Source organism: Reyranella sp. CPCC 100927 (genome assembly GCF_007859315.1).
Lineage (GTDB): Bacteria > Pseudomonadota > Alphaproteobacteria > Reyranellales > Reyranellaceae > Vineibacter.
On record NZ_VOHA01000001.1, the window covers coordinates 922566 to 946768 of the forward strand.

Here is a 24203-nt window from a genome sequence, read left to right on the forward strand (position 1 = left end):
CAAGGTGCGATGTCCGAGGAAGGGATTGTCTTTGGCCGCTGGCGCTTGCTGCCGCGGACCCGTCTGCTGGTCGGGGAAGGCGAGCGGGTGGCGCTGGGTGGCCGTGCCGCGGATGTCCTTCTGAGCCTGATCGAAGCGCGCGGCGCGGTGGTCGCCAAGGAGGCGCTGATGCGCCGGGCTTGGCATGGCCGGCTCGTAGAGGAGGGCAATCTTGCTGTCCAGATCTCCGCCTTGCGCAAGGCTTTCGGCGCGGACGGCGCAGAGATCGTAGTCACCGTTCCCGGAGTCGGCTACCGGCTCGGCGGCTTGTCCGAGCCGTCTTCGGTCAAGCCTGCGGCGACGGCGCTGGCTGACATCGCTCCTCAGCCGCCGACGCGGGGGCCGTCGCTGGCGGTATTGCCCATGCGGACCGTGGGAGAAGGGCCGCCCCACATTGCCGACGGCATCGTGGACGATCTGATTACCGCGTTGTCGCGGATCCGCTGGTTCTATGTCCTGGCGCGCAACTCAGCCTTCAGCTTCAAGGACCGCAACCTGCCGGCGCCGGAGATCGGGCGCGAGTTGGGTGTGCGTTACGTCGTGACGGGCACGCTGCGCCATGCCGACGGGCGGGTGCGGGTCAATGTCGACCTCATCAATACCGCTGATGGTGTGCCAGCGTGGAGCGACCGCTTCGATCATGCCCTGGACGATGTGTTCGTCCTGCAGGACCGGATCGTCGGCAGCATCGTTGCGGCGTTGGAGCCCCGATTGCGGCGGGCCGAGATCGAGCAGCTGCGACGGCGGCCCACCGAATGGCCGGGCGCCTATCAGGCCTGGCTGCGCGCCAGCGCCTGCATGCACCCCATGACCCGCGAGAACTGCGCGGCGGCGCTCTCATTCCTCCATGAGGCGCTGGCGATCGATCCCGGCTTCGCGCAGGCCATGGCCGCGGCCGCCTGGTGCCGCGTATGGCGTGTGTCGCAGGCGTTTTCCGACGGGGCGACTGTCGAAGCCGAGGAAGCCATTCGGCTGGGCGAGGCGGCCCTGGCGCTGGCGCCGGACGAACCGGCCGTGCTGGCGCAGGTCGGCATGCTGTTCGCATACCTCGTTCATCGGCTGGATGCGGCCGTGCTGCTGGCGCGGCGCGCGGTCGAGCATCATCCCAACTCCGCGCTGACGCGCAGTGCGGCCGGTTGGGTCCACCTCTTTGCGGACGAACCGGAGGTCGCGATCCCTCATCTCGAGGAAGCGTCGAGATTGGACCCGCTTGACCCCGGTGCGGGCGAGCCGTTGGCATGCATGTCATTCGCCCATCTCGTTGCCGGGCGCCCTGACGTCGCGGTGCGCTGGGGCGAGCGCGCCATCGCCGCCAGTCCGGAGCGCTTGACGGCGCACCGCGCCTATGTGGCCGCGCTGGGGGCCGCCGGCCGGCCGGCCGAGGCCGCGGTGGCGCAGCTGATGGAACTCGACCCCGCGTTCAACCTTGCGGCCTACGCGCGTCTGCTGAGCCGGCGCGCCAACTCGGCCCTTCTGCTCAAGACGCTTGAAGGATTGCGCCTTGCCGGCGTTCCTCAAGGCCCGGCACGGACCAGCAAGCCGTCGCTTCGGGTCGTTCGCGGCAGTTGAACGGTTGCAGTAGAGGCGCCGGATTTCCGGGGGAAATTCCCGGAAAATCACGAACTTAAGAATCTCTAAAGGACTTTTAAGTACCCGCTTGGCCGCGCCGACGGCAGAGTGCGGGCACGGCATCTCGGGTCAATACAAGGTCAGGACGCTCTCAGGGGCCGGCGAAGGTGCCGGCGCCCAACGGGGTTCCTTGGCCTGCCGAAACCCCACGGGGGGATAGGCACAGACCCTGGCCTGCCGTCTGAGCGGACCGTTGCGCGCAACGGCCGCGCTCAGCCCATACCCTGCAAGACAAGGAGAAGGGTAATGTCGCTGCGAACGAAGCCTCGGATCGGATACTCGCAGCCCGCCGCCATCTGTCGGACGCTGGTTTTCAATTGGGCGGGTTCCCTTTTGTGCACGCGTGACCACGAGACCCAAATCATTCACCGCCTGGCCAGTCAGTCGAGCCCAGGGCCCGGGCTCACCTATATGAAGCAGCTTCAGAACATGAAGCATCAAACGGCCAACTGGAGATCAACGACGCAGAAGGTCGACAGACCCGTTGGCGGTGGGTTTGAAAAACGAACGATAAACAGGGGCGTTCTGAATTTTAGCAACACGAACGAGGTCTTCTCCTCTGTCGATCGCAAGCATCACGCATATGATTGCTTCGCCATCGTTCCTGAAGCGCTGTTGGACACGAAGAATTACCACCCCAAGCTCATATTCGAGCTGCTGAAGTGCTCCTCGACGACCCGGACGCAGGCCGCGTACGCGCTGACGATCCTCTACAGGTACGGAAACGGTGACGAGAGCGGCCATTGCGTGGGCCTTTTCTTTAGCCGAGGCGGTTTCGGCGCGCGATCGGCCGGGGGCCGCTTCTTCGATCCCAATGTCGGGACATGGCAGTTCGGCAGTCATCGGGAGACGATCGACTTCGTCATGTCCGATTGGCTTCCGAACTTTGTGGCGAACACGATGAAGGGAGATCCCGGCCATGCCAAAAAGGGGCCGCGGGAGGTGAAGGGCTATCGCCTCTCGCAATTCATGGACGCCGCCCTTGCGGCATAGCAATGACGGCGTGACGAACGGCGCGCGCACCGTCTCAGACCGGTACGCGCGCGAAGATCAGAATCGAAACGCGTCCGGTGTCGGCGCTCGCGTGCGGCTCTCGCCGGGCGGCACGTAGCGCACCGTCATCGGCCGGGTTGTGCCGTCGGCGTCGCCGCCGATCTGCACGATGTCGAAGCTGGGCACGGTCTTGGTGTAAATCGTCATATGCAGGATGCCGAGCGGATCGTGCGGCAGCGAGGGCTCGACGAACAGGCCGCGCGCGATGTCCCAGGCTGGCAGGGCGTGGTGCACCGGCCAGTTGCAGGTGCTGGGCAACGCCTCGGCCGCCAACCCGCGCTCGTAAACCGCGACATTGAGCGCGATCTGGTCGGTCATGTTGGTCGAGCGCTGCAGTGCATCGTCCAGCATCGTGGCCCAGGCACCCCAGGCCGGCGATCCCGTCTGGATGGCGAAGACGCCGGCGTTGATCAGCGGATAGCGCACCAGCCGGTCGGCGATGTCGGCGCCGAAGGCCTGGCGGAACGCCGCGCCATTGACGGCACTGAACTCAGGCCAGGCATGGCGATAGTGACGGAAGGCGCGGTGGATCTCCGGCGCCACCGCGATCGGCCGTCGCGCCGCGCCCTTGAGGAACAGGTCGATGGCGAACCAGTGCTGCACCCAGCAATCGGCATCGATCCACAGATAGGTGTCGTAGCCGGGGAAGTAGGTCGGCAGGAACGGTCGGGCCGTCAGCGCCTTGAAGGCCTCGCTGCAGTCGGCGCGGCCGGGAAAGTCGAAATCCCAGCGCGGACTCACCAGCATGGCGTCCTGCGCCGCAAGCCATGATCGCTGCGCGGCCTCGAGCCCGCAATCGAGCACGCCCAGCGCAACGTTGCGACTTTCCGGCTTGTCGCGGATCGAGGCGACACAGCCGCGCATGAGGTCGAAATAGGCGGCATCGCCGCCGGTGATCACGATATTCTTCCTGGTCATTGCCGCCATGGTGACGCCTTCATCCCGGGCTTGTCGAGGCGTTGTGATGGCGAACCGGAGGGTGCGTGCGCAAACTACCGCCTCTCAATGCCGTGCGTGCCTTCGAGGCCGCGGCGCGGCGGTTGAGCTTCACCGCGGCGGCGGACGAACTCGGCGTCACGGTCACCGCCGTCAGCCACCAGATACGGCTGCTGGAAGACACCGTGGGCATGAAGCTCTTCGAGCGGCAGGGGCGCAGCATCGTGCTCACGGCGGCCGCCGAGCGCTTGTACCCGCAGGTCCGCGACGGTTTTGACAAGCTGGCCGAGGCGTTTTCGGAAACCAACCGGCGACGCAGCGGCGAGGCGATCGCCGTTTCGACGACGCGTGCCTTTGCCGAACGCTGGCTGATGCCGCGCCTGGATCGCTTCAACGCCGGGCATCCCGGCATCATCGTCAACATCGATGCGTCGGAGGATGTCGTCGATCTCAGCGCCGACGGAATCGACCTCGCGATCCGCTACGGGCGGCAGCGGCCGGACCGGCCGGGCGAGACGCTGCTGTTCGAGGACACCTATGCTCCCGTGGTCAGCGCGGCGCTCTGTCCGCCGGGGCGCGCGCCGACCATCGATGACGTGATGAGCCGGCCACTGCTGGGTTATCGCTGGAAGAAGGCGGCACTCGATGGTCCGACCTGGGCCACCTGGTTCGAAACACTCGGGCGAACGGCATCGGATGCGGTCAAGATCTCCTGGTACAGCGAGGAGACTCTGGCTCTCCAGGCGCTCGAACGCGGTTTTGGCGCATTGCTGTGCTCCAGCGTGCTGGTGGCCGACCAGGTGGCGGCCGGCGATCTGCGCCGCCTCGAGGGACCAGTGTTGGGCGGCTACAGTTTCCGCCTGCTGGTGGGGGCGTCGGCACGGCGCAAGCGCTCCGTGCGCACGTTCACCGACTGGCTGCAGCAAGAAGCGGCGGTGTAGGCGCGTGCGGGTTGCCGTCCTCCCCGGCGCCGCTGGAGGCCAGCAATCGCTCAACCAATGCCGAGACGTCTGCTTCGGCACGCGCGATCGATGCGGCGTGACGCGCGCCACCGAACTCCTGGTACTCGGTGCTGATGAAATGCGAGCCGGTGACGCCGAGATAGTGCGAGACCGTGCGCAGATGATCGTCGAGATGGTTCATGGCGGCGCGCGGTCCGCCGGGCAGGAAGCCGAACTCGCCGCGGCTGGACAGCACCACCAGCGTCTTGCCGCGCATGATGGGCTCCAGCGGATAGTCGCCGCGCGCGAGGTCGAAGGTGAAGGTCTTGCCGATGCGCACGACCTGGTCGATCCAGCCCTTCAGCGCCGTCGGCATGCCGTAGTTGTACATCGGCGTGCCCAGCACGATCAGATCGGCCAGTTCGAGTTCGTCGATCATCGCGTCGGACAGGCTCAGCGCGTCGCGCTGCGCTGGTGTGCGCTTGTCTTCAGGGGTGAAGGCAGCCGCGATCCAGGCCTCGCTGATCGCCGGTGGCGGCTCGCGCCCGAGGTCGCGATGGATCACGCGATCCCCGGGCCGCGCCGCCGTCCACGCCGTGACGAACTGGCGTGTCATTTGCCGGCTCAGGGATCGGGTCAGGCGTGCGCTGGCGTCGAGATGAAGAAGGGTTGTCATGGCCGTTTTCCGGAGGGAGGTGACGTCCGGAAGATGTCCCTGATGTTGCTGCGGGAAAATCGAACGCTTCTCAAACCGGCTTGAGAAATTTCGCAGACGGCGCCTGATTCCCGGGAGCGCGGGTGTCCGAGGCTGTAAAATTATCAAGCTGAGCGAAAACTGGCACGCCGAGGCTGGCCTCGGACGTGCGCCTGGACGTGGACTGTAGCCGGTGGCGTGAGGTTGCTGGGTCTGCGGCCTCGGAGCGGAGAAGGAGTGTGGTCTACGCGGTGCGGAGCAAGCGAGAGATGGTCAGGAAGTTGTAGGCGTGAACGTGCCACAGCACGACGGCCGTCACTTTCTTGATGCCGCGCACCAGCACGCGGGTCAGTCCGCGGTTACGCATGTCAGCGTGCGGTCGCTCCGTGGCAAAGCGCTGCCTGTAGAGGGCCCTGCCGTCGTCACTGTTCATACGCTGATGCCAGGCGAGCACCCCCGTCCCATCCTTGGCGCACGGCGAGCGCACCTGGCCGCGGCGGTCGCGCGGGAGTGGGCAAAATACCTCGATAGCGCCGTTCCCGGGCTCGTGCAGGGCGGCGATATCTGCCTTGCTGTCGTAACCGCTGTCGGCCAGGACCTGTTGCGGTCGCAGCCCGTAGCGCTGCTCGATCTCGACCACCGTTGCTCCCAACCGGCCGCGATCGGAACCGTTATTGTCCACCGACACACCGACGATCAGCGCGTTGCCAACTGCAGTCTTGAATTGAGCGTTGAAGCCGGGCCGGAAGCCACCGTCCGCCATCTTCATGACCCGGGCTTGCGGGTCGCTCGTCGAAGCGCGTGGCTCACGTTTGTTGGCGGGCTTCTTGCGCCGCTGCTGCTTGGCCTCGGCCGCCCGTTGCGCCTCGATCTCGGCCTGCGCTTGCTGCGCCTGTTCGATCCGCCGCTGACGGTCCGCCGCCGCCTGCAGCCGGCGGCGCTGCCCGCGTCGGTCTGATGCTGCCGGATCGCTATCCAGCTCCGCCCGCAACGCCGCCACTTTCTGGCACGCCAGATCGTGCAATTGCCCCAGCCGCTGCTTGCTTCGGAACGAACTGGCGCCGGCGCTGGCCCGAAGCCGCACGCCGTCAACCGCCACGCACTGCAAATCCATCACGTCGGCCGCCACCAGCGCCGCCACCGACCGCGACAGCAGGTCGTCCAGTACCGCACCAGCATCAACCCGGAAGTCCGACAGCGTCTTGTGGCTCACGCCTACCCCGCCCAGGACCCAGCGGTACGCGATATCGCGCTCACACAGCCGTGCCACCTGACGGGCGCTGCCGACATCCTCCAGCGTTGCATACAGCCACAACGCCACCAGGATCGCCGGATCAATCGCTGGTCGACCGGCCTCTCCGGATACCGAGCCAACCGCTTCGTACAGCCCCGACAGGTCCAGTCCTTCGACATACATCCACACCTGCCGCGCCCGGTGATCCTGCGGTAGCAATTCATCCAGGCACGCCATCTGCCACTCGATCTGGCTGCGCTCTGCCATCGCCAGACGCAATCCCGCCTTACGGCCCTGCGCCATTCTGACCTCGTCGGGCTTCTTCCTCAGACACTGTGAATCACATCTCTTTCATCGGCGAAAGGGCCCTGCGAACGTCGCCAATATTCTCACAACCTCTCCCGCCCGCTCATGTCTTGGTTCCGTGCGGTGCGAAAGCAAGCTCTCATCGAAGGTGCGGGCGAGACGCCCGCGCTTCCGGGAAAGCCGCGCCTCGAAAAGTCCGGTGCCGCCGTATACGATACCGCGACACCAAAGAGGTTGAGCCGTGCCCAAGCATATCGACTACTACGCCTCGCTGATTTCGCCATGGACCTATCTTGGTTCGGCGCGCATCGAAGCCCTCGCGGCTAGGCACGGTGCGACCGTGACGATCTGGCCGGTCGATTTCGGCCAGGTCTTTCCGGCGTCGGGTGGCCTGCCGCTGCCCAAGCGTGCGCCGCAGCGCCAGGCGTATCGCATGATGGAGCTGAAGCGCTGGCGCGCCCATCTGGGCGTGCCGATCAACCTGCAGCCCAAGTTCTTTCCCGCCAACGAACAGCCGGCGGCGCGCAGCGTGATCGCCGTGCGCGAGACCGGCGACGGCGCCAAGGCCATTGCGCTGGCGCATGCGGTGCTGCGCGGCGTCTGGGAAGAGGAGAAGGACATTAGCGACCCGCAGACCCTGGCTGGCATCATCGCCGGCATCGGCCTTGATCCCGCGAAGATCGCCGCGGCAGCGGAGTCGCCGGAGATCATGGCCAGGCGCGAGGCCGACACGAAGCGGGCGATTGATCGCGGTGTATTCGGCGCGCCCAGCTACGTCATCGACGGCGAGATTTTCTGGGGTCAGGACCGGCTTGATTTCGTCGATCGCAAGCTGGGCAGCTGATGCACGGCAGACGGCCGACTGCGGCGGGCCTCAAGCGATCGTCGGTCAGTCCACGACGCGCATGCCGTCGGGCAATGCGTACCAATGATGCCGGCGGGCAGCGCGAAACAGCGTAGCCGGCGCTGCGAAGCCTGGATCGGCAAAACAGCCGACCGAAATCACAACGGCGCCCGACAAGGCTTCGCCGTCCATATACACCAGCGTACCGCAGGTCGGGCAAAAGGTCTGCTCGACCCAGCGGCCCGAGTCGCTGCTGCGTCGCCAGGTTCGGCGATCGCCTGTGATGTACGCGATCGCGTCCTGCGTGAAGAGGGCGCGATATGAGAATGCCGTGCCTGTGGCGCGCTGGCATTCCAGGCAACTGCACGCATAGACGCGCGCCGGCGTGCCGGTGATGGTGATCTTCAGGCCACCGCAGGCACACTGCGCCGTGCGTGTCGCTGTGCCGGTGGCATTCATCGTGCTTTCCATGTCCGGTGCCTCTGCGCATGAGCGGTACGCGTGCTGCGAAATTATCGTACAGGTGCCTGGCGGCCTGGCTTGCAGAGCCAACAACATCCCGGGCCGAGCGGCGCAGTGTCGAGTGCCGCTGCATGACCGACGTCGTCACCCGCGTGAACCGAATTGCCGCCCCATGCGTCGAAGACGGCCGTGTTCGCCGCGAGATGACATTCGGTGTCGCCGCGGCCGAGTGATAAGGCCGCCTTTCTCGCACTGTAGATTACGCACTATAAAGTAAGCGCTGACCTCCAGGTAAGGAGTGACCTCGGTGTCCGGCGTGCTGGGTCGTCGGCGACAGCGTGGAGTTGGCCATGTACGAGCAGACAGGACGCTACTACGCCTTCTTCGGGCCGCACGCGGTCGTCACGGCGGAGGAGGAGCGCTTTCTGGCGCACTGGACGGCGGGTCGCCGGCGCGCGCTCGATTTTGGCGCTGCCCTATGTGGTCCGGCGCTGGCCCTGGCGCGACTCGGGCTCGAGGTGCTGGCATTCGAGCCCTCGCCCGTCCTGGCGGCGATTGCGATGGACAGGCTGAACGGCGGCGATGAGATCGCGCGCAACATCACCCTCGTCGAGGGCAGCACAGAGACCTTTGCTGAGCCCTACGCGGCCGACGTCATCCTGATGCGCAGCGTCCTGATGCTTCTCGATGACACGCAGCGCGCGACGGCGCTCGCGGCCGTGTGCCGGCACGCCGCGCCGGACGCGCGGCTGATCGTCGACGTCCGCACATCGGCCTTGGCATGGGCGGACCGCCGCGAAGTCGTGGAGGAACGTCGGCTCGGCCACACGACGTTCCGCCGCCGCACCCTCTATTCCCGCGACGAGGACGACGCGACCATCGTTCAGTGGGCGGTTGACGCCGATCGCTTCGGCCGGGTCGTCCCGGTCGCGCAGGAACGCTTCGTCGTGCGTGCCGACACGCCGGACTCACTGCGGGCGTTGCTGGCCGCCCACGGCTTCGAGGTGGAGCAGCTCCACGGCGCGTATGAGACCGATCGCCAGTACGCCGACGGCGACGAGGTGATTGTCGCCGTCGCGGCGCGTCACGCCGGGACGTGACCGCCGCATGGCGCACATCAGGCCGCCGCATGCCGGCATCGATGCGTAATCGCGTATCGAGCGCTACTTCACCTCGACGATGTCGGCGACGATCACCTTGCGGTTCTTGACCTGCTGCAGGATGACGTAGCGGCCGGCTTGGTTGTGGTCGTCGAACGTCACATCCTTGCCGAAGACCGTGGTGAACTTCATCTTCTTGATGGCATCGCGCACGGCGGTGGTGTCGGTGCTGCCGGCTTCCTTGATCGCCTGGATGATGATCCGGAAGCTGTCATAGGATGCCCAGGTCTGCAGGTACGGTGTCGACTTGTGCTTGGCCATGATCTTGTCGGCGAACGCCTTGTTGGTCGCTACCGGGATCTCGTGATTGTAGGTCCAGGCGCTGATCGAGCCTTCCATGCCGCCGGCCTCGATGATCTGCAGGTTGCGGCCGCCAAGCTCGGCGCGTCCCGTATAGGGGATGCGCACGCCCAACTGCATCGCCTGGCGCAGGAAGTTCAGCGAGTCACCGCCCAGCTGGAATGTCGCGATGCCGTCGGGGCGGCGCTGCTGCAGGCGGGTGAGGATGCTGGTGTAGTCGGGCGCGTTCTGGGGATGGAAGTCGGTCGAGACGACGGCAATCCCGGCCCTGTCGACCACCGCCTTGAACGCCGCCGCGCCGCCGCGGCCGAAGTCGGAGTCCTCGGCCACGATGGCGATGGTCTTGAAGATCTTCTTGTCGCCGAGATAGGCGCCCAGCGTGTTCATCATCGCGGTGTCGGATGCGTTGATGCGGAATGCCCACGCGTTGCCGCCCACACCCGACAGATCGGTGATCTGCGGATTGGATGCGATGCCGGTGATCATCGGGATCTTGGCGTCCTTGATGATGGGCATGGCGGCGAGGTGCGCTGAACTGCAGTGCGATCCGATGATCGCCACGACCTTGGCTTCCGCCAGCTTGTTGGCGACGTTGACGCCTTCGGACGGGTTGCACTTGTTGTCGAGCACCTGGATCTCGACCTTGCGACCCAGCACGCCGCCCGCCGCGTTGACTTCCTCCAACGCCAGGTTGACGCCCCACAGTTCCCATTCCGAAGCCACGGCCGCCGGGCCGGTGACGGGTGTCGACACGCCAATCACGATCGACTGGCTCATGGCTGGGCCCGCCGACAGCAGCGCGGCCAGAAAAGCGCCAACCCGGTAGCTTCTTTGCATCGTTTGCCCCCTTGAAATTGCCCCTGCGATCTGTCGTCCCCACGAACGACATGGTCTTGACACTGGCTGATCGATCCCGGACTATCAATAGGAGAAACGCTGTTGCGATAATTGGAACAAAATGGCGACCAATCAGTCGCTCGAACGGGGCATCGCGATCCTCGACCTCCTCGACGGCCATCCCTCGCAGATCGGCATCCGCGAGATCGCGCGGACGCTGGCGTTGAGTCCGGCGATCGTGCAGCGCCTGGCCAACACGCTGATGCGGGCCGGATACCTCGAGCAGGTGCTGGAGACGCGGCGCTACCGCCTGGGCTATCGCGCGCTGTTGCTGGGCTCTGCGCTGCGCCGCGACGATCGCCTGATGGCGACCGCCAGCGACGAGCTGAACCGGCTGGCCGACGAGCATCACCTGAACGGCTATCTGGGCGTCCTGCGCGACAACAACGTCGTCTACCTGCACTGCGCACAGAGCAGCGGTCCGATCGCCGTGCGCATGATGCCGGGCACGCGTGCCAACCCGCACAGCACCGCGATGGGCAAGGCCTTGCTGGCCGACTTGCCGCCGGCGGAGCTGGCGTTGGTCGTGGGCCCGCCGCCCTATGAGCGGTTCACGCCGAACACCATCACCGATGCGCCGGCGCTGGCGGACGAGCTGGCCACGATCCGCCGCCAGGGTTTCGCGTTTGCGCTTCTGGAGAACCTGCCCGGTGTCATCTCCATCGGGGCGGCAATCCGCGATGCGTCGGGCAAGGCGGTCGCGTCGATGAGCGTGGCATTCCTCAGCAGCGAGCATGGCGAAGCCGAGTGGCCGCGTATCACGCAGATGGTCCTCGACGCCGCGCATCGCTGCTCGGTGTCACTGGGCCATGCCGGTGCTCCGCGCCGCGTTGAGGAGGCTAAGCACGATGTCGCGTGAGACGATGTGTCGGTGGAGCAGGCCATCCGTCGACACGGATTTTGCATAGGCCGCAGCATCATGGCAGTCGACCCGGTCTACCTCGTCCAGCTGACGCTGAACGGCATCACGCTAGGGCTCCTCTACGCACTGATCGCCGTCGGGCTGGCGCTGATTTTCGGCGTCATGCAGATCATCAACTTCGCCCATGGCGAACTCCTGATGGTCGGCGCCTTCGCCATGTCCTTCGCCTTGCCGGCGATGGGCTCGCTGTACTGGCCGGCCATGGCGGCGGCCGTGGTCGCCACCATGATCTGCGGACTGGTGATCTACGAGACCCTGCTGGTGCGCCTGCGGCCCGATGAATTCGAGCGCTCGATCCTGATCACCCTGGGGCTGTCGATCATCGTGCTGCACGTGGTGCAGTACCTGTTCACGGCCAATCCGCGCATGGTCGACACGCAGTATGGTTTCGACGGCGTGCTGATCGGCTCGATCCGCATCACCTGGACCCGCATCATCGGTGCCGTCGTGGCCATCGGCGCCTTCGCGCTGCTGTTCGTGCTGCTGAAGCACACGCAGTTCGGCCGTGCCATGCGCGCCATCGCCCAGAACCGCGAGGCGGCGCTGATGGTCGGCATCCGGCCGCGTGTCGTGGCGCGCAACGCCGTCGTGCTGGCCACTGGGCTGTGCGGGCTTGCCGGTGCCGCGTTGGCGCCCATCCAGCTCGTCACGCCGGGCATGGGTCAGTTCCTGATCTTCAAGGCCTTCGCGCTGGTCATCATCGGCGGCCTGGGCAATATCCCCGGTGCGATCGTATCAGCCATCGGCCTGGGTCTGATCGAGAGCTGGATCGGCGGCTTCTTCGAGATCGTCTGGCAGGAAGCGGCGGTTTTCATCCTGATGGTCGTGGTCATGTTCCTGAAGCCCGACGGGCTTTTCACACGCGGCGGGATGCGGGTCGGATGAAAGCGGTCGCGATTGTCGTCGCAGCACTGGCCTTCGGTTTGCTGCCATACCTGACGAGCTCGAACTACATTCTCGGCGTTGCCGTGTCGGCGGCCATCTATACGGTCGCCGCGGCGGCGCTGAACCTGATCTACGGCTACACGGGACTGCTGTCGTTCGCCCAGCTCGGCTTCTGGGGGATCGGCGGCTATGCCACGGCGCTGACCGTGGTGACCTTCGGCGGCACGTTTTGGCTCGGCCTGTTGTGGGCGGGCCTGCTCAACGCGGCACTGGCGCTCATCGTCGGCTACCCGACCCTGCGCGTGGGTCGGCATGCTTTCGTGATCGTGACCCTGACGTTTGCGCTGCTGGTGACTCTGGTCGCCCGCGACTGGGTTGACCTGACCCGCGGACCGCTGGGGATCCCGGGCCTGCCGGCGCCCAGTCTGTTCGGCTTCGAGTTCAAGACCACGTCGCATTTCTACTGGATCGCCTGGATCTACGCCCTGCTGGCGCTCGGCTTTCTCTACGCGCTGGGAACGTCGCGCATCGGGCGCACGCTGGTGGCGATCAAGCAGAACGAGCCGCTGGTGCGCGCCCAGGGCATCGCGCCGATGCCCTACAAGCTCGCCGCGTTCGCCATCAGCGCCGCCATCACCGGCATCGCCGGCGGCATCTTCGCCTTCCACCTCAAGGTGATCGACCCGCTGTTCCTCGATTTCTACTACATGCAGACGTTCCTCATCATGGTGATCATCGGCGGCGCCGGCAGCTTCTGGGGCGTCGTCATTGCCGGGATCGCCTTGTCGGCGCTGCCAGAGGTGCTGCGCTTCTCGTCCGACTTTCGCATGATCATCTATGGCGTCGTCCTGCTGGTGATCATGCTGGTGATGCCCGGTGGCTTCGCCGGTTGGATCCGCCAGCGCCGTCTGGCGCGCATGCGGGCGGCGCTGCGATGACGGCACTGCTCGAAATCCGCGACCTGCGCAAATCGTTCGCCGGCGTGCATGCCGTCGACGGCGTCTCGTTCACCGTCGAGCAGGGCAGCATCACCGGGCTGATCGGCCCTAACGGCTCGGGCAAGAGCACGACCATCGACTGTATCGCCGGCTTCCAGAAGGCTGATGGCGGCCGCGTCGTTCTTGCCGGCACCGACATCGCCGGCCGGTCCGCGCATCAGATCGCGCGCGCCGGCCTGATGCGCACGTTCCAGACCGTGCGCGTCTACGAAAACCTGCCGCTGCGCGACAACCTGGCGATCGCCGCCCAGCAGTTCGATGACGCCACCTGGTCCGACGAACTCTTCCGCACCCGCCGCTATCGCCGCGCGGCAGCGGCCGCCGAGACTCGCGCGCGCGAGCTGATCGAGTTGGTCGGTCTCGCGCGCTACTACGATGCCGACGCGGGCATTCTGTCTTATGGGCAGAAGAAGCTGCTGGCGCTGGCGGCGGCATTGATGCCGCGGCCCCGCATCGTGGTTCTCGACGAGCCGGTGGCGGGCGTCAACCCGACCCGCATCCGCGATGTCGAGGACGTACTGCGCAAGCTCAACGCGGGTGGCGAGACGTTCCTGATCGTCGAGCACAATGTCGAATTCATCACCAACCTCTGCCACCACGTGATCGTGCTGGACCAGGGTCGCAAGCTCGCCGAAGGAACGGCGGCGGCGATCCACACCGATCCGCGCGTGCTGGAAGCCTATCTCGGCATGACACCCGAGATGGCCGAGGCCGAGATGCGGGGTGCCGCATGACGACACCGGCACTGGACCTGGTCGATGTTACGGCGGGCTATGGCGACAACCCCATCGTGCGCGACTTCTCCGCCCGGCTCGAGGCCGGCACCATCACGACCTTGATCGGCGGCAACGGCGCCGGCAAGTCGACCCTGCTGCGCGCGATCTACGGCACCAATCGCTTCTTCTCCGGCAAGATCGTGTTCAAGGACGAGGCGATCGAGCGCCTGCCGCCCTGGCAGCGGCTGCAGCGCGGTATCGGTTTCGTGCCGCAGGGGCGTTGCAATTTTCCCGCGATGTCGGTCGCCGAGAACGTCAAGATGGGCTGCTACACCTTGCCGGCGGCCCGGCATGCGGCGGCCATCGACCGCGTGATTGCGCTCTTTCCCATGCTGCGCACCAAGTGGCGTACCGAGGCGGGCAACCTCTCGGGCGGCGAGCAGCAGATCCTCGAGATGGCGATGGTGCTGCTGCTCGAACCGTCCCTGTTGCTGCTCGATGAGCCGTCGCTGGGCCTGTCGCCCAAAATGCAGGCCGACGTCTTCACGACGGTGCAGGCGATCGCGCGCACCGGCGTCACGGTGCTGGTCGTCGAGCAGAACGTGCGGGGCGCGCTTCTGATCTCCGATCGCGCCCTGGTGATGGAGCAGGGGCAGAAATTCATGGAAGGGCCGGCGGCCGACGTGCGCGCCGACCCTCGCATCCGCCAAGCCTATCTTGGCGGCAACATCCAGCAAACGGCGGCATAGGGCAACATGAGCAAGGCGCGTCTCGCCGTCGATATCGGCGGCACCTTTACGGACCTGGCGTTGGAGCAGGGCGGCAAGCGGATCAGCACCAAGGTGCTCACCACGCCGCGCGCGCCCGAGGAAGGCGTGCTGGCCGGCATCGACGACATCCTCAAGCAGGCGGGCGTGAAGCCGGCCGACCTCGGCCTCTTCATCCACGGCACGACCTTGGCCACCAACGCCATCATTGAGCGCAAGGGGGCCCGCACCGCATTGATCGTCACCGAAGGGTTCCGCGATTCGATCGAAATGGCGTTCGAGCATCGCTTCGAGCAATACGACATCTTCATGCAGAAGCCATCGCCGCTGGTGCCGCGCGAGCTGCGGTTCGGCGTACCCGAGCGGCTGGACGGCCGCGGCAACGTGCTGATCCCGCTCGACGAGCAGGCTGTGCGCGCGCTGGCACCCCAGTTGAAGGCCGCTGGAATCGAGGCAATCGCGGTCGGCTACATGCACGCCTATCTGGATGGCAAGCATGAGCGGCGCACCCGGGAGATCCTGGCCGAGCTGCTGCCCGGCGTGTCGATCACGCTCTCCAGCGAGGTCTCGCCCGAGATCCGCGAGTACGAGCGCTGGTCGACGGCCGTGGCCAACGCCTATGTGCAGCCCGTGATGGCCCGCTATCTCGGCCGCCTGGACGCCGCGCTGCGGGAGCGCGGCCTGGCCTGCCCGCTGTTCCTCATTACATCGGGCGGTGGCCTCACGACCTTGGAGACGGCGCGGAGATTCCCGATCCGACTGGTCGAGTCCGGGCCAGCCGGCGGCGCCATCCTCGCCGCCAACCTCGCGCGCCAATGCGGCCTCGACAAGGTGCTGTCCTTCGACATGGGTGGCACGACGGCCAAGATCTGCCTGATCGACGATGGTGAACCGCAATACTCGCGCACGTTCGAAGTAGCGCGGCAGTATCGGTTCCTCAAGGGCAGCGGCTTGCCGCTGCGCATCCCGGTGATTGAGATGGTCGAGATCGGCGCCGGCGGCGGATCGATCGCCTCGGTCGACAGCCTGGCGCGCGTGAACGTCGGACCCGAAAGCGCCGGTGCCGAGCCAGGCCCCGTTTGCTACGGCCGCGGCGGCACGTCGCCCACCGTCACCGATGCCGACGTCGTGCTCGGCCGCCTCGATCCCGGCTACTTCGCCGGCGGCTCCATCACGCTGCTGCCCGATCCTGCCGGTGCCGCGATCGACAAATCCGTCGGCACGGCGCTCGGCTTGCAGCGGTTGGACGCGGCCTTCGGCGTGAGCGAGATCGTCGAGGAGAACATGGCGAACGCCGCTCGCGTTCATGCCGTGGAGCGCGGCAAGGAGATCCAGGACCGCACGCTGATCGCCTTTGGTGGGGCGGCCCCCATCCATGCGGCGCGGCTGGCCGAGAAGCTGGGCATTCGCCGCATCATGGTACCGCAAGGCGCCGGCGTGGGATCGGCGGTCGGCTTCCTGCTGGCGCCTGTCGCCTACGAGGTGGTGCGCAGCCGCTACGTCCAGCTCGATGCCTCCTTCGAGCCGGCTTATGTGAATGCTCTGTTCGCCGAGATGCGCGCCGAAGCCGAAGCCGTGGTGCAGGCCGGTGCGTCGGGGGCCCGGCTGCAAGAGACGCGCACGGCCGACATGCGCTATCGCGGCCAGGGCCACGAGATCACCGTCAGCCTGCCATCGGGCGCTTTTGACACCGCGTCGCGCGCGCAGTTGTCGGCGCTCTACGAAGAGGCCTATGCGGCGACGTTCGGGCGGACCATTCCGGGCCTCGCCGTGGAGATCATGAACTGGACCTTGCGTCTGGCGGCCGAACAAACCGCGCCTGCGCGCTGTCCGGCGCAGCCGGCGGACAAGCCCAGTGCGCCGCGCGGCAAGCGCGCGATGTACGATCCGGTCGATCAGGACATGCACGAGGTGTCGGTCTACCACCGCGCCGATCTCGCGGCCGGCAGCGCACTGCCCGGCCCGGCGGTGATCGCCGAGGACGAAACGACCACCATCGTGCCCAAGAACTTCATCGCCCGCATCAACCCGATCGGCGCGATCCTCATGGAGAGGGTGTAGGGCGATGAAAGTTTTTTTCGGACCGCGGGCGTCCACGCCCGCATTCGCTTGGAGCAAAGCGGAGAGCGAAAACGGTCGGCGCTTACGCGCCGATGCGCGCGTGGACGCGCGCGGTCCGAAAAATTGATCCAGGAGCACCACAGCATGACCATCAACGATCCGCTCTCGCCGATCCGCCTGCAGTTGATGTGGGATCGGCTGATCGCCGTGGTCGAGGAACAGGCGCTGGCCCTGATCCGCACCGGCTTTTCGACGTCGACGCGCGAAGCGGGCGATCTGTCGGCCGGCGTCTTCGATCTCAGCGGCGCCATGCTGGCCCAGGCCGTCACCGGCACGCCGGGGCACATCAATTCGATGGCGCGCGCCGTACGGCACTTCCTCGACAAGTTCCCGGCGTCGACCATGAAGGAAGGCGACATCTTCCTGACCAACGATCCGTGGAAGGGCACCGGCCACTTGCACGATTTCACGTTCGTCACGCCGACGTTCCGACGCGGCAGGATGGTGGCGCTGTTCGCCAGCACCTGCCACGTCGTCGACATCGGCGGCCGCGGCATGGGCACCGACGCGCGGCAGGTCTACGAGGAAGGCCTTTACATACCGCTGATGCGTTTCGCGCGCCAGGGCAAGGTCGACGAGACGCTGATCGAGATCGTGAATGCCAATGTGCGCGAGCCGATCCAGGTCGTGGGCGATCTTTACTCCCTGGCGACGTGCAACGAGATCGGCTGTCGCCGCCTGATCACCATGATGGACGAATTCGCCATCGACGATCTCGACCGGCTCGGCCGCCATGTTCTCGAGAAGTCGAAGCAGGCCTCGCTCGAGGCGATCCGCCGGATCAAGCCGGGCGCCTACACATTCTCCATGCGGGTCGACGGCTATGACAAGCCTCTCGACCTGGTGGCGACGATGACGATCGGTCACGACGGCATCGACGTCGACTTCGCCGGCACCTCCGGGGTTTCGGCGTACGGCATCAATGTGCCCATGTGCTACACCGAGGCTTATGCCTCGTTTGGCGTGAAGTGCATCGTGGCGCCGAAGGTGCCGAACAACGAGGGCTCGCTGTCGGTGATCCGCGTTACGGCACCGGAAGGCTCGATCCTGAACGCCAAGGCGCCGTCGCCGGTGGCGGCGCGCCATGTGACCGGACAGATGCTGCCCGACGTCATGTTCGGCTGCCTGCATCAGGCGCTGGGCGGCAGCGTGCCGGCTGAAGGGACGTCCTGCCTGTGGAACCTGTTCGCGCTTGGCGGTCCTGGCCGAACCGACGGCGATCCGGCACTGACCGCCAATGCCGTTCCCTTCAACGTGATGAGCTTCCATGCCGGCGGCACCGGTGCACGACCGGGACGTGATGGTCTGTCGGCCACGGCGTTTCCCAGCGGTGTGAAGAACGTGCCGATCGAGGTGAACGAAGCCGTCTCGCCGATCGTGGTCTGGCGCAAGGAGTACCGCCAGGACTCCGGCGGTGCCGGCGAGTTTCGTGGCGGCCTTGGCCAGATCATGGAAGTGGGCACGCTCGATACGGCGCCGTTTGCCATCAGTGCCTACTACGATCGAATCGATCATCCGCCGCGTGGCCGCGATGGCGGGCGCAACGGCGCCGCGGGCACGCTCACGCTGGCTTCGGGCGGCGTGCTGCGCGGCAAGGGATTGCAGACAGTGCCGCAGGACGACCGCGTCATCATCGCCATGCCAGGTGGCGGCGGTCTCGGCGATCCGCGCAAGCGCGATGCCCGCGCCGTGGCGGATGACGTACGGCAGGGCTTCATCTCGGTCGAAGCCGCCCAGCGTGACTACGGCGTTGCCATTGGCGCAGACGGCACGATCGACGCCGCGGCCACCGCCAAACTGCGCGCGCTGGCGGCGGAGTAAGACGTTCATGTCATTCCGAGCGCAGCGAGGACTCTCCTGCGAATAGAGACTCTGATCCCAGGAGATGTCTCGCTGCGCTCGACATGACGGACGAGACGGACGACGTAACGCTCATCAAGGAAGCACACCATGCGTGTCAGTGCCGGCTTGCCGACGGGGATGGAAGGCCTCACCTATCCGATCCCGTTCTCCGATCCCGAGAACGTCATCAAGATCGCCCAGGCGGCCGAGAAATTCGGTTACGACTCGGTGTGGGGCAACGACCACATGACGACGCAGCACTATGTGCGCGCCGAGTACCCTGTGCCGCCGCGCTTCTGGGAACCGCTGGTCACCTATGCCTTCGTGCTGTCCAACACCAAGACCCTGAAGGTCGGTACCGGCGTGCTGGTGCTGCCGATGCGGCACGACATCGTGGTGACCGCCAAGCAGATCGCGACGCTCGACCATTTCGGCAAGGGCCGGCTGGAACTGGGCGTCGGCATCGGCGCCTATCGCGAGGAGTTCCTGGCGCTGCAGCCCGGCACCCGCATGGACCGCGGCGATATCGTCGACGAGGGCCTGCAAGCCCTGCGTACGCTGTTCACCGAGCGGGTCGCGAGCTTCGAGGGCAAGTTCTACCGCTTTCGCGATGTCGAGCTGTGGCCCAAGCCGTATCAGTCGCACCTGCCGATTTACGTTGGCGGCAACAACCCCAACAACATCCGCCGCACCGTGGCGTGGGGCGACGGCTGGCTGCCGGCCGGCATGCATGTCGAACGTCTGCGCAAGGACGTGCAGACGTTGCGCTCCATGGCCGAACAGGCGGGGCGCGACCCCAAGACCATCGAGGTCTGCCCGCAGTTCATCGTGCATGTCGGCAAGACGCGCCAGGCTGCGATCGAACGCTTCCGCCAAAGCCAGATGAACAAACACCTGATCTCGCTCAGCAAGTCGACGCTGAAGGACCAGGGCGCTGCGACACACGAGGACATCAACCTGATCGGCACGCCCGCCGAGGTGATCGACAAGGCCAACGCCTTCCGAGAAGCCGGCGTCACCCACCTGCTGGGCCTCTACTTCGCCGCCAACACGGTGAGCGAATTGCTCGACCAGATGCAGGTCTTCGCCGAAGAGGTAATGCCCAAGATCGGATGACGGCCGGCGCCTTGCTGCGCCATTGACGTATTTCACTTCATCCTGGTGCTTCCATGCCACAGCCTAGTGCGCTTGCCTGTGTCCGTTGCGGCACACGCTATCCGATCGATCACTACGCGCAGGACTGCCCGAACTGCCGCACGGCAGGGGCACCGTCGAACCTGACGGTCGTCTACGACTCCCAACCGGGTGCGGGCCTATCGCGCAGTGATGTACCGCGCCGGCCGGCATCGCTGTGGCGCTGGGATGCCTTTCTGCCGGCCCGCGCCGACGATGCCGTCAGCCTGGGCGAGGGCAATACGCCGTTGCTGCCGGCACCGTCCCTGGGCCTGGGCGACGTGTGGGTCAAGGACGAGTCGCGCAATCCCACGTGGTCGTTCAAGGATCGCCTGGCGTCGGGGGCCCTCACCATGGCCCGGCGTTTCGGCGCCACGGTGATCACATCGAGCTCATCCGGCAACGCCGGTGCGGCGGCGGCGGCCTATGCCGCGAAGGCCGGCCTTCCCTGCGTCGTCTTTACGTTCGCTGGTGCATCGCCGCCGCTGGTCGCCCAGATGCGGGCCTATGGCGCCATGGTCGTCGTGGTCGAGGACAAGGCCGATCGCTGGCGCTTTCAATCGGCCGGCGTGCGCGAGCTGGGTTGGTATCCGACGTCACCGTTCTTCGGCCCCGTCGTGGGTAGCAATCCCTACGGCATGGAGGGCTACAAGACGATCGCCTTCGAGATCGCCGAGGCGTTCGACTGGGAGGTGCCGGACTGGTGCGTATTGCCGGTGTGCTATGGCGATGCGCTGCTGGGCATGTGGAAGGGCTTCGAGGAATTGAAGGCGCTGGGCTGGATCGCCCGCACGCCGCGCTTTGTCGCCGCCGAGGTATCCGGCTCGATCGCCACGGCCATGGCCAGCGATGCCGCCATGCCGCCCGACCATCCGCGCAATGCGCCGTCGATCGCGACATCGATCGGCGCCAGCCAGGGCACGGTCCAGGCACTGGAGGTCGTGCGGCGCAGCCGCGGGGCCGCCGTTGCGATCGACGATGACGCGCTTGCCCGCTGGGTGGTGACCTTGGGCGCCAAGGAAGGGCTGTGGCCGGAGCCATCCTCGGTGGCGCCGTTCGCGGCGATCGAGCGCCTGCGGGCACAGGGTGTGATCGCGTCCGATGCGCGCGTGGTCGCGTTGATGACCGCCGGCGGCCTCAAGGACCCGGCTGTCATCGATACGGCGCTGCCGGCCGCGCCTCTGGTGCGGGGCGGGTTCGTGGACGTGCTCAAGGCCCTGCGTGATGTCTATGGATTCTCCCATGGCTGAGTTCGGCATCTCCATGGATGGACGCGTGCCCATCGCCGACATCCCGGCGCAGGCGCAGGCGGCGGAAGCCGGCGGCGCGACCACGTTGTGGATCGCCTGCCATCTGTTCCTGCGCGATCCCATCACCACGGCCGCCCTGGCGCTGGGCGCCACACAGCGCATCAGGATCGCGCTGATGGCGATGAGCCCTTATTCGACGCACCCCGTGTTCATCGCCATGGCGGCCGCGACGCTCGATGAGATGTATCCGGGGCGGGTGATCCTCTGCCTTGGTGCCGGTGCGCCGGCCGATCTCAAGGCGGCCGGCATCGAGTCGCCCCGGCCGCTCGTCGCGTTGCGCGAGACCGTTGGCCTGTGTCGGAGCCTGCTGGCGGGCGAAACCGTGGACTTCCAGGGCCAGGTCTTCCGTGCGGCTGGTCGGCGGCTGGCGAGCGGACGACGCGACGTGCCGATCGTGCTGGCGGCGTCCCGGCCCAACATGCTGCGGCTAGCCGGCCGCGAAACCGACGGCGTCCTGATCTCCGCCGCCACGTCGCCGCCGTTCGTCAGGGCGTGCCTCGATCAGGCGGCAGGCGGCGCCGATGGCCGTGCCCTGCGCAAGCTGGGTATCGTTTACACCAAGCTCGCCGCCACCGAGATGCAAGCCATCGACCCGATCCGCCGGCCCATCGGCTTCGTGCTGCGCGGTGCCCACCACGCCGAGAACGTCCGTCTCTCCGGCGCATCGCTCGACCAGGCGGCGCTGGCCGCCGCCTATGCCGCCGAAGATTGGGCCACGGTCGACCACCTGGTCAGTGACGACGTCGTGCGCCGTCACGCCGCGTGCGGCACGGCCGCCCAGGTCAGGACCAGGCTCGAAGAATATCGCGCCATCGGCCTCGACGAGGTGATTCTCGGCGGTCTCGACGATGCACCGTCGATTACCGCCGCGCTCGCTGTGGCGCGGGGGTGACAGCCGCTGTCCCGGACACCTTGTCATCCCGAGCGCAGCGAGGGATCTCCCGGGCATGGAGTCTCCATTCGCAGGAGATTCCTCGCTGCGCTCGGAATGACGGCAAGGAGACGTCATGAAGTTCAGCATTTGCCTGCCGACCGGCTTCGAAGGCGTGATGTATCCGATCCCCTTCGTGCAGCCCGGCGATTTCGTGCGCCTGGCCAGGATCTGCGAGCGGCTGGGCTATCATTCCGTCTGGGGCAACGATCACATCACCACGCAGCACTATGTGCGCGACCTCTTTCCCGGGCGGCCGCCGAACTTCTATGAGCTGATGACGGTGCTGTCGTTCTGCGCCGCGGCAACGACGACATTGAAGGTCGGCACGGCGTTGGCCGTCCTGCCGATGCGTGATCCCTTCTGGCTCGCCAAGCAGGTCGCGACCATCGATCAGATGTCGGCGGGCCGCATGATCCTGGGCGTCGGTGTCGGCGCTTACCGCGAAGAGTTCACCGCCTGGGCACCGCGGCTGGCGGCCACGGCGCGGCGCGGCGACATGCTCGACGAGGGCCTCGCGCTGATGCGGCGCCTGTTCACCGAGCCGCGTGTGACGCACGAAGGCACGTATTACGCATGCCGCGACGTCGAGATGTTCCCCAAGCCAGTACAGGATCCCTTCGCGCTGTGGATCGGGGGACACAATCTCGCCGCCGTCGAGCGCGCCGCGCGCATCGGCACCGGCTGGCTGCCGGGATGGCGGCCATGGCATGAACTGGAAGAGCGCATCCGGGTGTTGAAGGCGCGTGCCGCCGAGCTGGGCCGCAATCCCGCATCGATCGAGATCGCCCCGCAATTCTCACTCACCATCGCCAAGACGGCAGAGGAGGCCGAACGGCGCTACATGGCGTCGGGCCTAGTCGCACATCGCAAGTCACTGGCCTATACCGGTCGCGATCTGTCGCACCAGGTGATCGCCAATCTCGTCGGCTCCCCTGACCTGATCCGCGAGAAGATCGCAGGCCTCTCCGCCATCGGCGTCGATCATGCCTGCGCACTGATGATCCCCGCCGACAGCCTCGGTGAATTCGAGGACCAGCTGCACTGGTTCGCCGAGGTGGTGAAGCTCTAACTTTTCGCCAGAGGCGTCGACCATCTGAACGCCAGTCCAGTCTATCGGTGCCCTCCCGGCGCGCTGTTGATGGCCGTCAGACCCGCCTGCAGGGCCGCATCGTCATCGTGGTCGAGTCCGAACAGGACATCGAGCAGCGCGAACGTGCTCATGTAGAAATCCAGGCGATTCCACATCGCGGACAGGTCAGGGTAGTGGGGCTGTAGCTGCCGCACGAATGGCTTGCCCAGGCCGGCGGCAAGGCTCGCGAAGTCGTAAGCGGGATCGCCCGCATCGCAGCCGCTGAAGTCGATGATGCCGGTGACGGTCGCGCCGTCGACCAGGATGTTACCGGTGCCGAAGTCGCCATGAATGACGACGATCGGCAGGTCATCGATGCGCCCCAGGAACCGTTCGAAATCATACCGGATGCGCCGGGCGGTCACCGTCGACACGCGCGGAAAGATCGATAGCGCGACACGCTGGAAGAGATCATGCCAGGTGCGGGCAGGATTCGGCGGGGCTGCGTCGTGCCCGAGGACGGCCAGTGGCAGGCCGTGCAGGTGCTGCAGGAAATGAGCGAGATCACGCGCCAGCGATGCTTGCTCCGCCGCCCCCAGATCGGCGGCCGACTCGATCGGCTGGCCGGGCAAGCGTCGGTGGACCGCCAGTTTGAGTCCGTCGACGTCCCGTATGGCGACGGCGGGCACGGCAATGGGCAGCTGCACACGCAGGCGTTCCAGCAGTTGCGCCTCGCGGCACAGCGCCGCTTGAGCCGCGGCGTGACGGGGGACGCGCACGATCATGTCGCCGAAATCGAACACGCGGTTGTTCTGACCCGTCTCGATGACCGTGGGTGCGCCGCGCCGTGACGTTCCGATCAGCGTCGCGAGTTTTTCGACATCGGGGATGGCCGAAGAGGCGATCATGGTGTGTTCATAACTGACGGCGCGGGTGGCTACTACTGGTCGGGGAGCTCTCCAGCGCGCGGA

Annotated in this window: 22 protein-coding genes; 16 read left to right on the top strand and 6 right to left on the bottom strand. The window is 66.4% G+C overall.

Going from position 1 to position 24203, the window contains the following annotated elements; translation table 11 throughout:
• Positions 1–9: 9 nt before the first annotated feature.
• On the top strand, positions 10–1608 hold the full coding sequence (locus FQU96_RS04170) for a winged helix-turn-helix domain-containing protein (RefSeq protein ID WP_146539555.1): 1599 nt from the start codon (positions 10–12) through the stop codon (positions 1606–1608).
• 306 nt (positions 1609–1914) lie between these two features.
• Entirely contained in the window at positions 1915–2661 is a 747-nt protein-coding gene (locus FQU96_RS04175; protein WP_146539556.1) for a hypothetical protein, read from the top strand.
• 57 nt (positions 2662–2718) lie between these two features.
• Here FQU96_RS04175 and FQU96_RS04180 read toward each other — a convergent pair whose 3' ends face one another.
• Positions 2719–3648, bottom strand: coding sequence for a hypothetical protein (locus FQU96_RS04180; RefSeq protein ID WP_146539557.1), 930 nt, complete (start codon positions 3646–3648; stop codon positions 2719–2721).
• A gap of 56 nt (positions 3649–3704) precedes the next feature.
• Here FQU96_RS04180 and FQU96_RS04185 point away from each other — a divergent pair, with 56 nt between their 5' ends.
• Positions 3705–4598, top strand: a complete 894-nt coding sequence (locus tag FQU96_RS04185) for a LysR substrate-binding domain-containing protein (protein WP_146539558.1) — start codon at positions 3705–3707, stop codon at positions 4596–4598.
• Here the strand turns inward: FQU96_RS04185 and FQU96_RS04190 are convergent.
• On the bottom strand, positions 4564–5274 hold the full coding sequence (locus FQU96_RS04190) for an FMN-dependent NADH-azoreductase (RefSeq protein WP_146539559.1): 711 nt from the start codon (positions 5272–5274) through the stop codon (positions 4564–4566). The two genes, FQU96_RS04185 and FQU96_RS04190, sit on opposite strands and share 35 nt — an antisense overlap.
• A gap of 262 nt (positions 5275–5536) precedes the next feature.
• Entirely contained in the window at positions 5537–6829 is a 1293-nt protein-coding gene (locus FQU96_RS04195) for an IS1182 family transposase (RefSeq protein ID WP_146539560.1), read from the bottom strand.
• Between the two features lie 244 nt (positions 6830–7073).
• Here FQU96_RS04195 and FQU96_RS04200 point away from each other — a divergent pair, with 244 nt between their 5' ends.
• Complete coding sequence (locus FQU96_RS04200) at positions 7074–7676, top strand: 2-hydroxychromene-2-carboxylate isomerase (RefSeq protein WP_146539561.1); 603 nt, start codon at positions 7074–7076, stop codon at positions 7674–7676.
• A gap of 45 nt (positions 7677–7721) precedes the next feature.
• On the opposite strand, the gene FQU96_RS04205 is transcribed toward FQU96_RS04200, so the two are convergent.
• Positions 7722–8147, bottom strand: coding sequence for a GFA family protein (locus tag FQU96_RS04205; protein ID WP_255467836.1), 426 nt, complete (start codon positions 8145–8147; stop codon positions 7722–7724).
• A gap of 341 nt (positions 8148–8488) precedes the next feature.
• Between FQU96_RS04205 and FQU96_RS04210 the strand changes: the two genes are divergently transcribed.
• Positions 8489–9238, top strand: coding sequence for a bifunctional 2-polyprenyl-6-hydroxyphenol methylase/3-demethylubiquinol 3-O-methyltransferase UbiG (locus FQU96_RS04210; RefSeq protein ID WP_146539562.1), 750 nt, complete (start codon positions 8489–8491; stop codon positions 9236–9238).
• Between the two features lie 63 nt (positions 9239–9301).
• Here the strand turns inward: FQU96_RS04210 and FQU96_RS04215 are convergent, their stop codons facing one another.
• Positions 9302–10435 (bottom strand): ABC transporter substrate-binding protein, encoded by a 1134-nt coding sequence (locus tag FQU96_RS04215; RefSeq protein ID WP_146539563.1) that lies wholly within the window; start codon positions 10433–10435, stop codon positions 9302–9304.
• A 121-nt stretch (positions 10436–10556) separates the two neighbouring features.
• Between FQU96_RS04215 and FQU96_RS04220 the strand changes: the two genes are divergently transcribed.
• The 11 genes from FQU96_RS04220 to FQU96_RS04270 all read left to right on the top strand — a co-directional run bounded on the left by FQU96_RS04220 (position 10557) and on the right by FQU96_RS04270 (position 23232).
• A complete protein-coding gene (locus tag FQU96_RS04220) occupies positions 10557–11354 on the top strand; it encodes an IclR family transcriptional regulator (protein ID WP_146539564.1) in 798 nt (265 codons plus the stop codon).
• Positions 11355–11414: 60 nt separating this feature from the next.
• Entirely contained in the window at positions 11415–12302 is an 888-nt protein-coding gene (locus tag FQU96_RS04225) for a branched-chain amino acid ABC transporter permease (RefSeq protein ID WP_146539565.1), read from the top strand.
• Positions 12299–13240, top strand: a complete 942-nt coding sequence (locus FQU96_RS04230) for a branched-chain amino acid ABC transporter permease (protein ID WP_146539566.1) — start codon at positions 12299–12301, stop codon at positions 13238–13240. Before FQU96_RS04225 ends, FQU96_RS04230 begins: the two co-directional genes overlap by 4 nt.
• Positions 13237–14034 (top strand): ABC transporter ATP-binding protein, encoded by a 798-nt coding sequence (locus FQU96_RS04235; protein ID WP_146539567.1) that lies wholly within the window; start codon positions 13237–13239, stop codon positions 14032–14034. The genes FQU96_RS04230 and FQU96_RS04235 overlap by 4 nt, the downstream gene beginning before the upstream one ends.
• Positions 14031–14765 (top strand): ABC transporter ATP-binding protein, encoded by a 735-nt coding sequence (locus tag FQU96_RS04240; protein ID WP_146539568.1) that lies wholly within the window; start codon positions 14031–14033, stop codon positions 14763–14765. Before FQU96_RS04235 ends, FQU96_RS04240 begins: the two co-directional genes overlap by 4 nt.
• Positions 14766–14771: 6 nt before the next feature.
• Positions 14772–16844, top strand: a complete 2073-nt coding sequence (locus tag FQU96_RS04245; protein ID WP_146539569.1) for a hydantoinase/oxoprolinase family protein — start codon at positions 14772–14774, stop codon at positions 16842–16844.
• Between the two features lie 144 nt (positions 16845–16988).
• Positions 16989–18725, top strand: a complete 1737-nt coding sequence (locus FQU96_RS04250; RefSeq protein WP_146539570.1) for a hydantoinase B/oxoprolinase family protein — start codon at positions 16989–16991, stop codon at positions 18723–18725.
• Between the two features lie 129 nt (positions 18726–18854).
• A complete protein-coding gene (locus tag FQU96_RS04255) occupies positions 18855–19862 on the top strand; it encodes a TIGR03619 family F420-dependent LLM class oxidoreductase (protein WP_146539571.1) in 1008 nt (335 codons plus the stop codon).
• A 53-nt stretch (positions 19863–19915) separates the two neighbouring features.
• The gene (locus tag FQU96_RS04260; RefSeq protein WP_146539572.1) at positions 19916–21169 is read left to right on the top strand and encodes a pyridoxal-phosphate dependent enzyme; all 1254 of its coding nucleotides are present in this window, start codon (positions 19916–19918) and stop codon (positions 21167–21169) included.
• Positions 21162–22121 (top strand): LLM class flavin-dependent oxidoreductase, encoded by a 960-nt coding sequence (locus tag FQU96_RS04265; RefSeq protein ID WP_146539573.1) that lies wholly within the window; start codon positions 21162–21164, stop codon positions 22119–22121. Before FQU96_RS04260 ends, FQU96_RS04265 begins: the two co-directional genes overlap by 8 nt.
• Before the next feature lie 115 nt (positions 22122–22236).
• Positions 22237–23232: an LLM class flavin-dependent oxidoreductase gene (locus tag FQU96_RS04270; RefSeq protein ID WP_146539574.1), complete on the top strand. Its 996-nt coding sequence runs from the start codon at positions 22237–22239 to the stop codon at positions 23230–23232.
• Between the two features lie 41 nt (positions 23233–23273).
• Here the strand turns inward: FQU96_RS04270 and FQU96_RS04275 are convergent, their stop codons facing one another.
• Positions 23274–24140, bottom strand: a complete 867-nt coding sequence (locus FQU96_RS04275; RefSeq protein ID WP_146539575.1) for a phosphotransferase family protein — start codon at positions 24138–24140, stop codon at positions 23274–23276.
• Between the last annotated feature and the right edge of the window lie 63 nt (positions 24141–24203).

What these genes read in the sequence shown, in the direction of transcription:
- FQU96_RS04170 (WP_146539555.1), top strand. Translation starts at nt 10, where the DNA reads ATGTCCGAGGAAGGGATTGTCTTTGGCCGCTGGCGCTTGCTGCCGCGG.
- FQU96_RS04175 (WP_146539556.1), top strand. Translation starts at nt 1,915, where the DNA reads ATGTCGCTGCGAACGAAGCCTCGGATCGGATACTCGCAGCCCGCCGCC.
- FQU96_RS04180 (WP_146539557.1), bottom strand. Translation starts at nt 3,648, where the DNA reads ATGGCGGCAATGACCAGGAAGAATATCGTGATCACCGGCGGCGATGCC.
- FQU96_RS04190 (WP_146539559.1), bottom strand. Translation starts at nt 5,274, where the DNA reads ATGACAACCCTTCTTCATCTCGACGCCAGCGCACGCCTGACCCGATCC.
- FQU96_RS04195 (WP_146539560.1), bottom strand. Translation starts at nt 6,829, where the DNA reads ATGGCGCAGGGCCGTAAGGCGGGATTGCGTCTGGCGATGGCAGAGCGC.
- FQU96_RS04205 (WP_255467836.1), bottom strand. Translation starts at nt 8,147, where the DNA reads ATGGAAAGCACGATGAATGCCACCGGCACAGCGACACGCACGGCGCAG.
- FQU96_RS04210 (WP_146539562.1), top strand. Translation starts at nt 8,489, where the DNA reads ATGTACGAGCAGACAGGACGCTACTACGCCTTCTTCGGGCCGCACGCG.
- FQU96_RS04215 (WP_146539563.1), bottom strand. Translation starts at nt 10,435, where the DNA reads ATGCAAAGAAGCTACCGGGTTGGCGCTTTTCTGGCCGCGCTGCTGTCG.
- FQU96_RS04220 (WP_146539564.1), top strand. Translation starts at nt 10,557, where the DNA reads ATGGCGACCAATCAGTCGCTCGAACGGGGCATCGCGATCCTCGACCTC.
- FQU96_RS04225 (WP_146539565.1), top strand. Translation starts at nt 11,415, where the DNA reads ATGGCAGTCGACCCGGTCTACCTCGTCCAGCTGACGCTGAACGGCATC.
- FQU96_RS04230 (WP_146539566.1), top strand. Translation starts at nt 12,299, where the DNA reads ATGAAAGCGGTCGCGATTGTCGTCGCAGCACTGGCCTTCGGTTTGCTG.
- FQU96_RS04235 (WP_146539567.1), top strand. Translation starts at nt 13,237, where the DNA reads ATGACGGCACTGCTCGAAATCCGCGACCTGCGCAAATCGTTCGCCGGC.
- FQU96_RS04240 (WP_146539568.1), top strand. Translation starts at nt 14,031, where the DNA reads ATGACGACACCGGCACTGGACCTGGTCGATGTTACGGCGGGCTATGGC.
- FQU96_RS04245 (WP_146539569.1), top strand. Translation starts at nt 14,772, where the DNA reads ATGAGCAAGGCGCGTCTCGCCGTCGATATCGGCGGCACCTTTACGGAC.
- FQU96_RS04250 (WP_146539570.1), top strand. Translation starts at nt 16,989, where the DNA reads ATGACCATCAACGATCCGCTCTCGCCGATCCGCCTGCAGTTGATGTGG.
- FQU96_RS04255 (WP_146539571.1), top strand. Translation starts at nt 18,855, where the DNA reads ATGCGTGTCAGTGCCGGCTTGCCGACGGGGATGGAAGGCCTCACCTAT.
- FQU96_RS04260 (WP_146539572.1), top strand. Translation starts at nt 19,916, where the DNA reads ATGCCACAGCCTAGTGCGCTTGCCTGTGTCCGTTGCGGCACACGCTAT.
- FQU96_RS04265 (WP_146539573.1), top strand. Translation starts at nt 21,162, where the DNA reads ATGGCTGAGTTCGGCATCTCCATGGATGGACGCGTGCCCATCGCCGAC.
- FQU96_RS04270 (WP_146539574.1), top strand. Translation starts at nt 22,237, where the DNA reads ATGAAGTTCAGCATTTGCCTGCCGACCGGCTTCGAAGGCGTGATGTAT.
- FQU96_RS04275 (WP_146539575.1), bottom strand. Translation starts at nt 24,140, where the DNA reads ATGATCGCCTCTTCGGCCATCCCCGATGTCGAAAAACTCGCGACGCTG.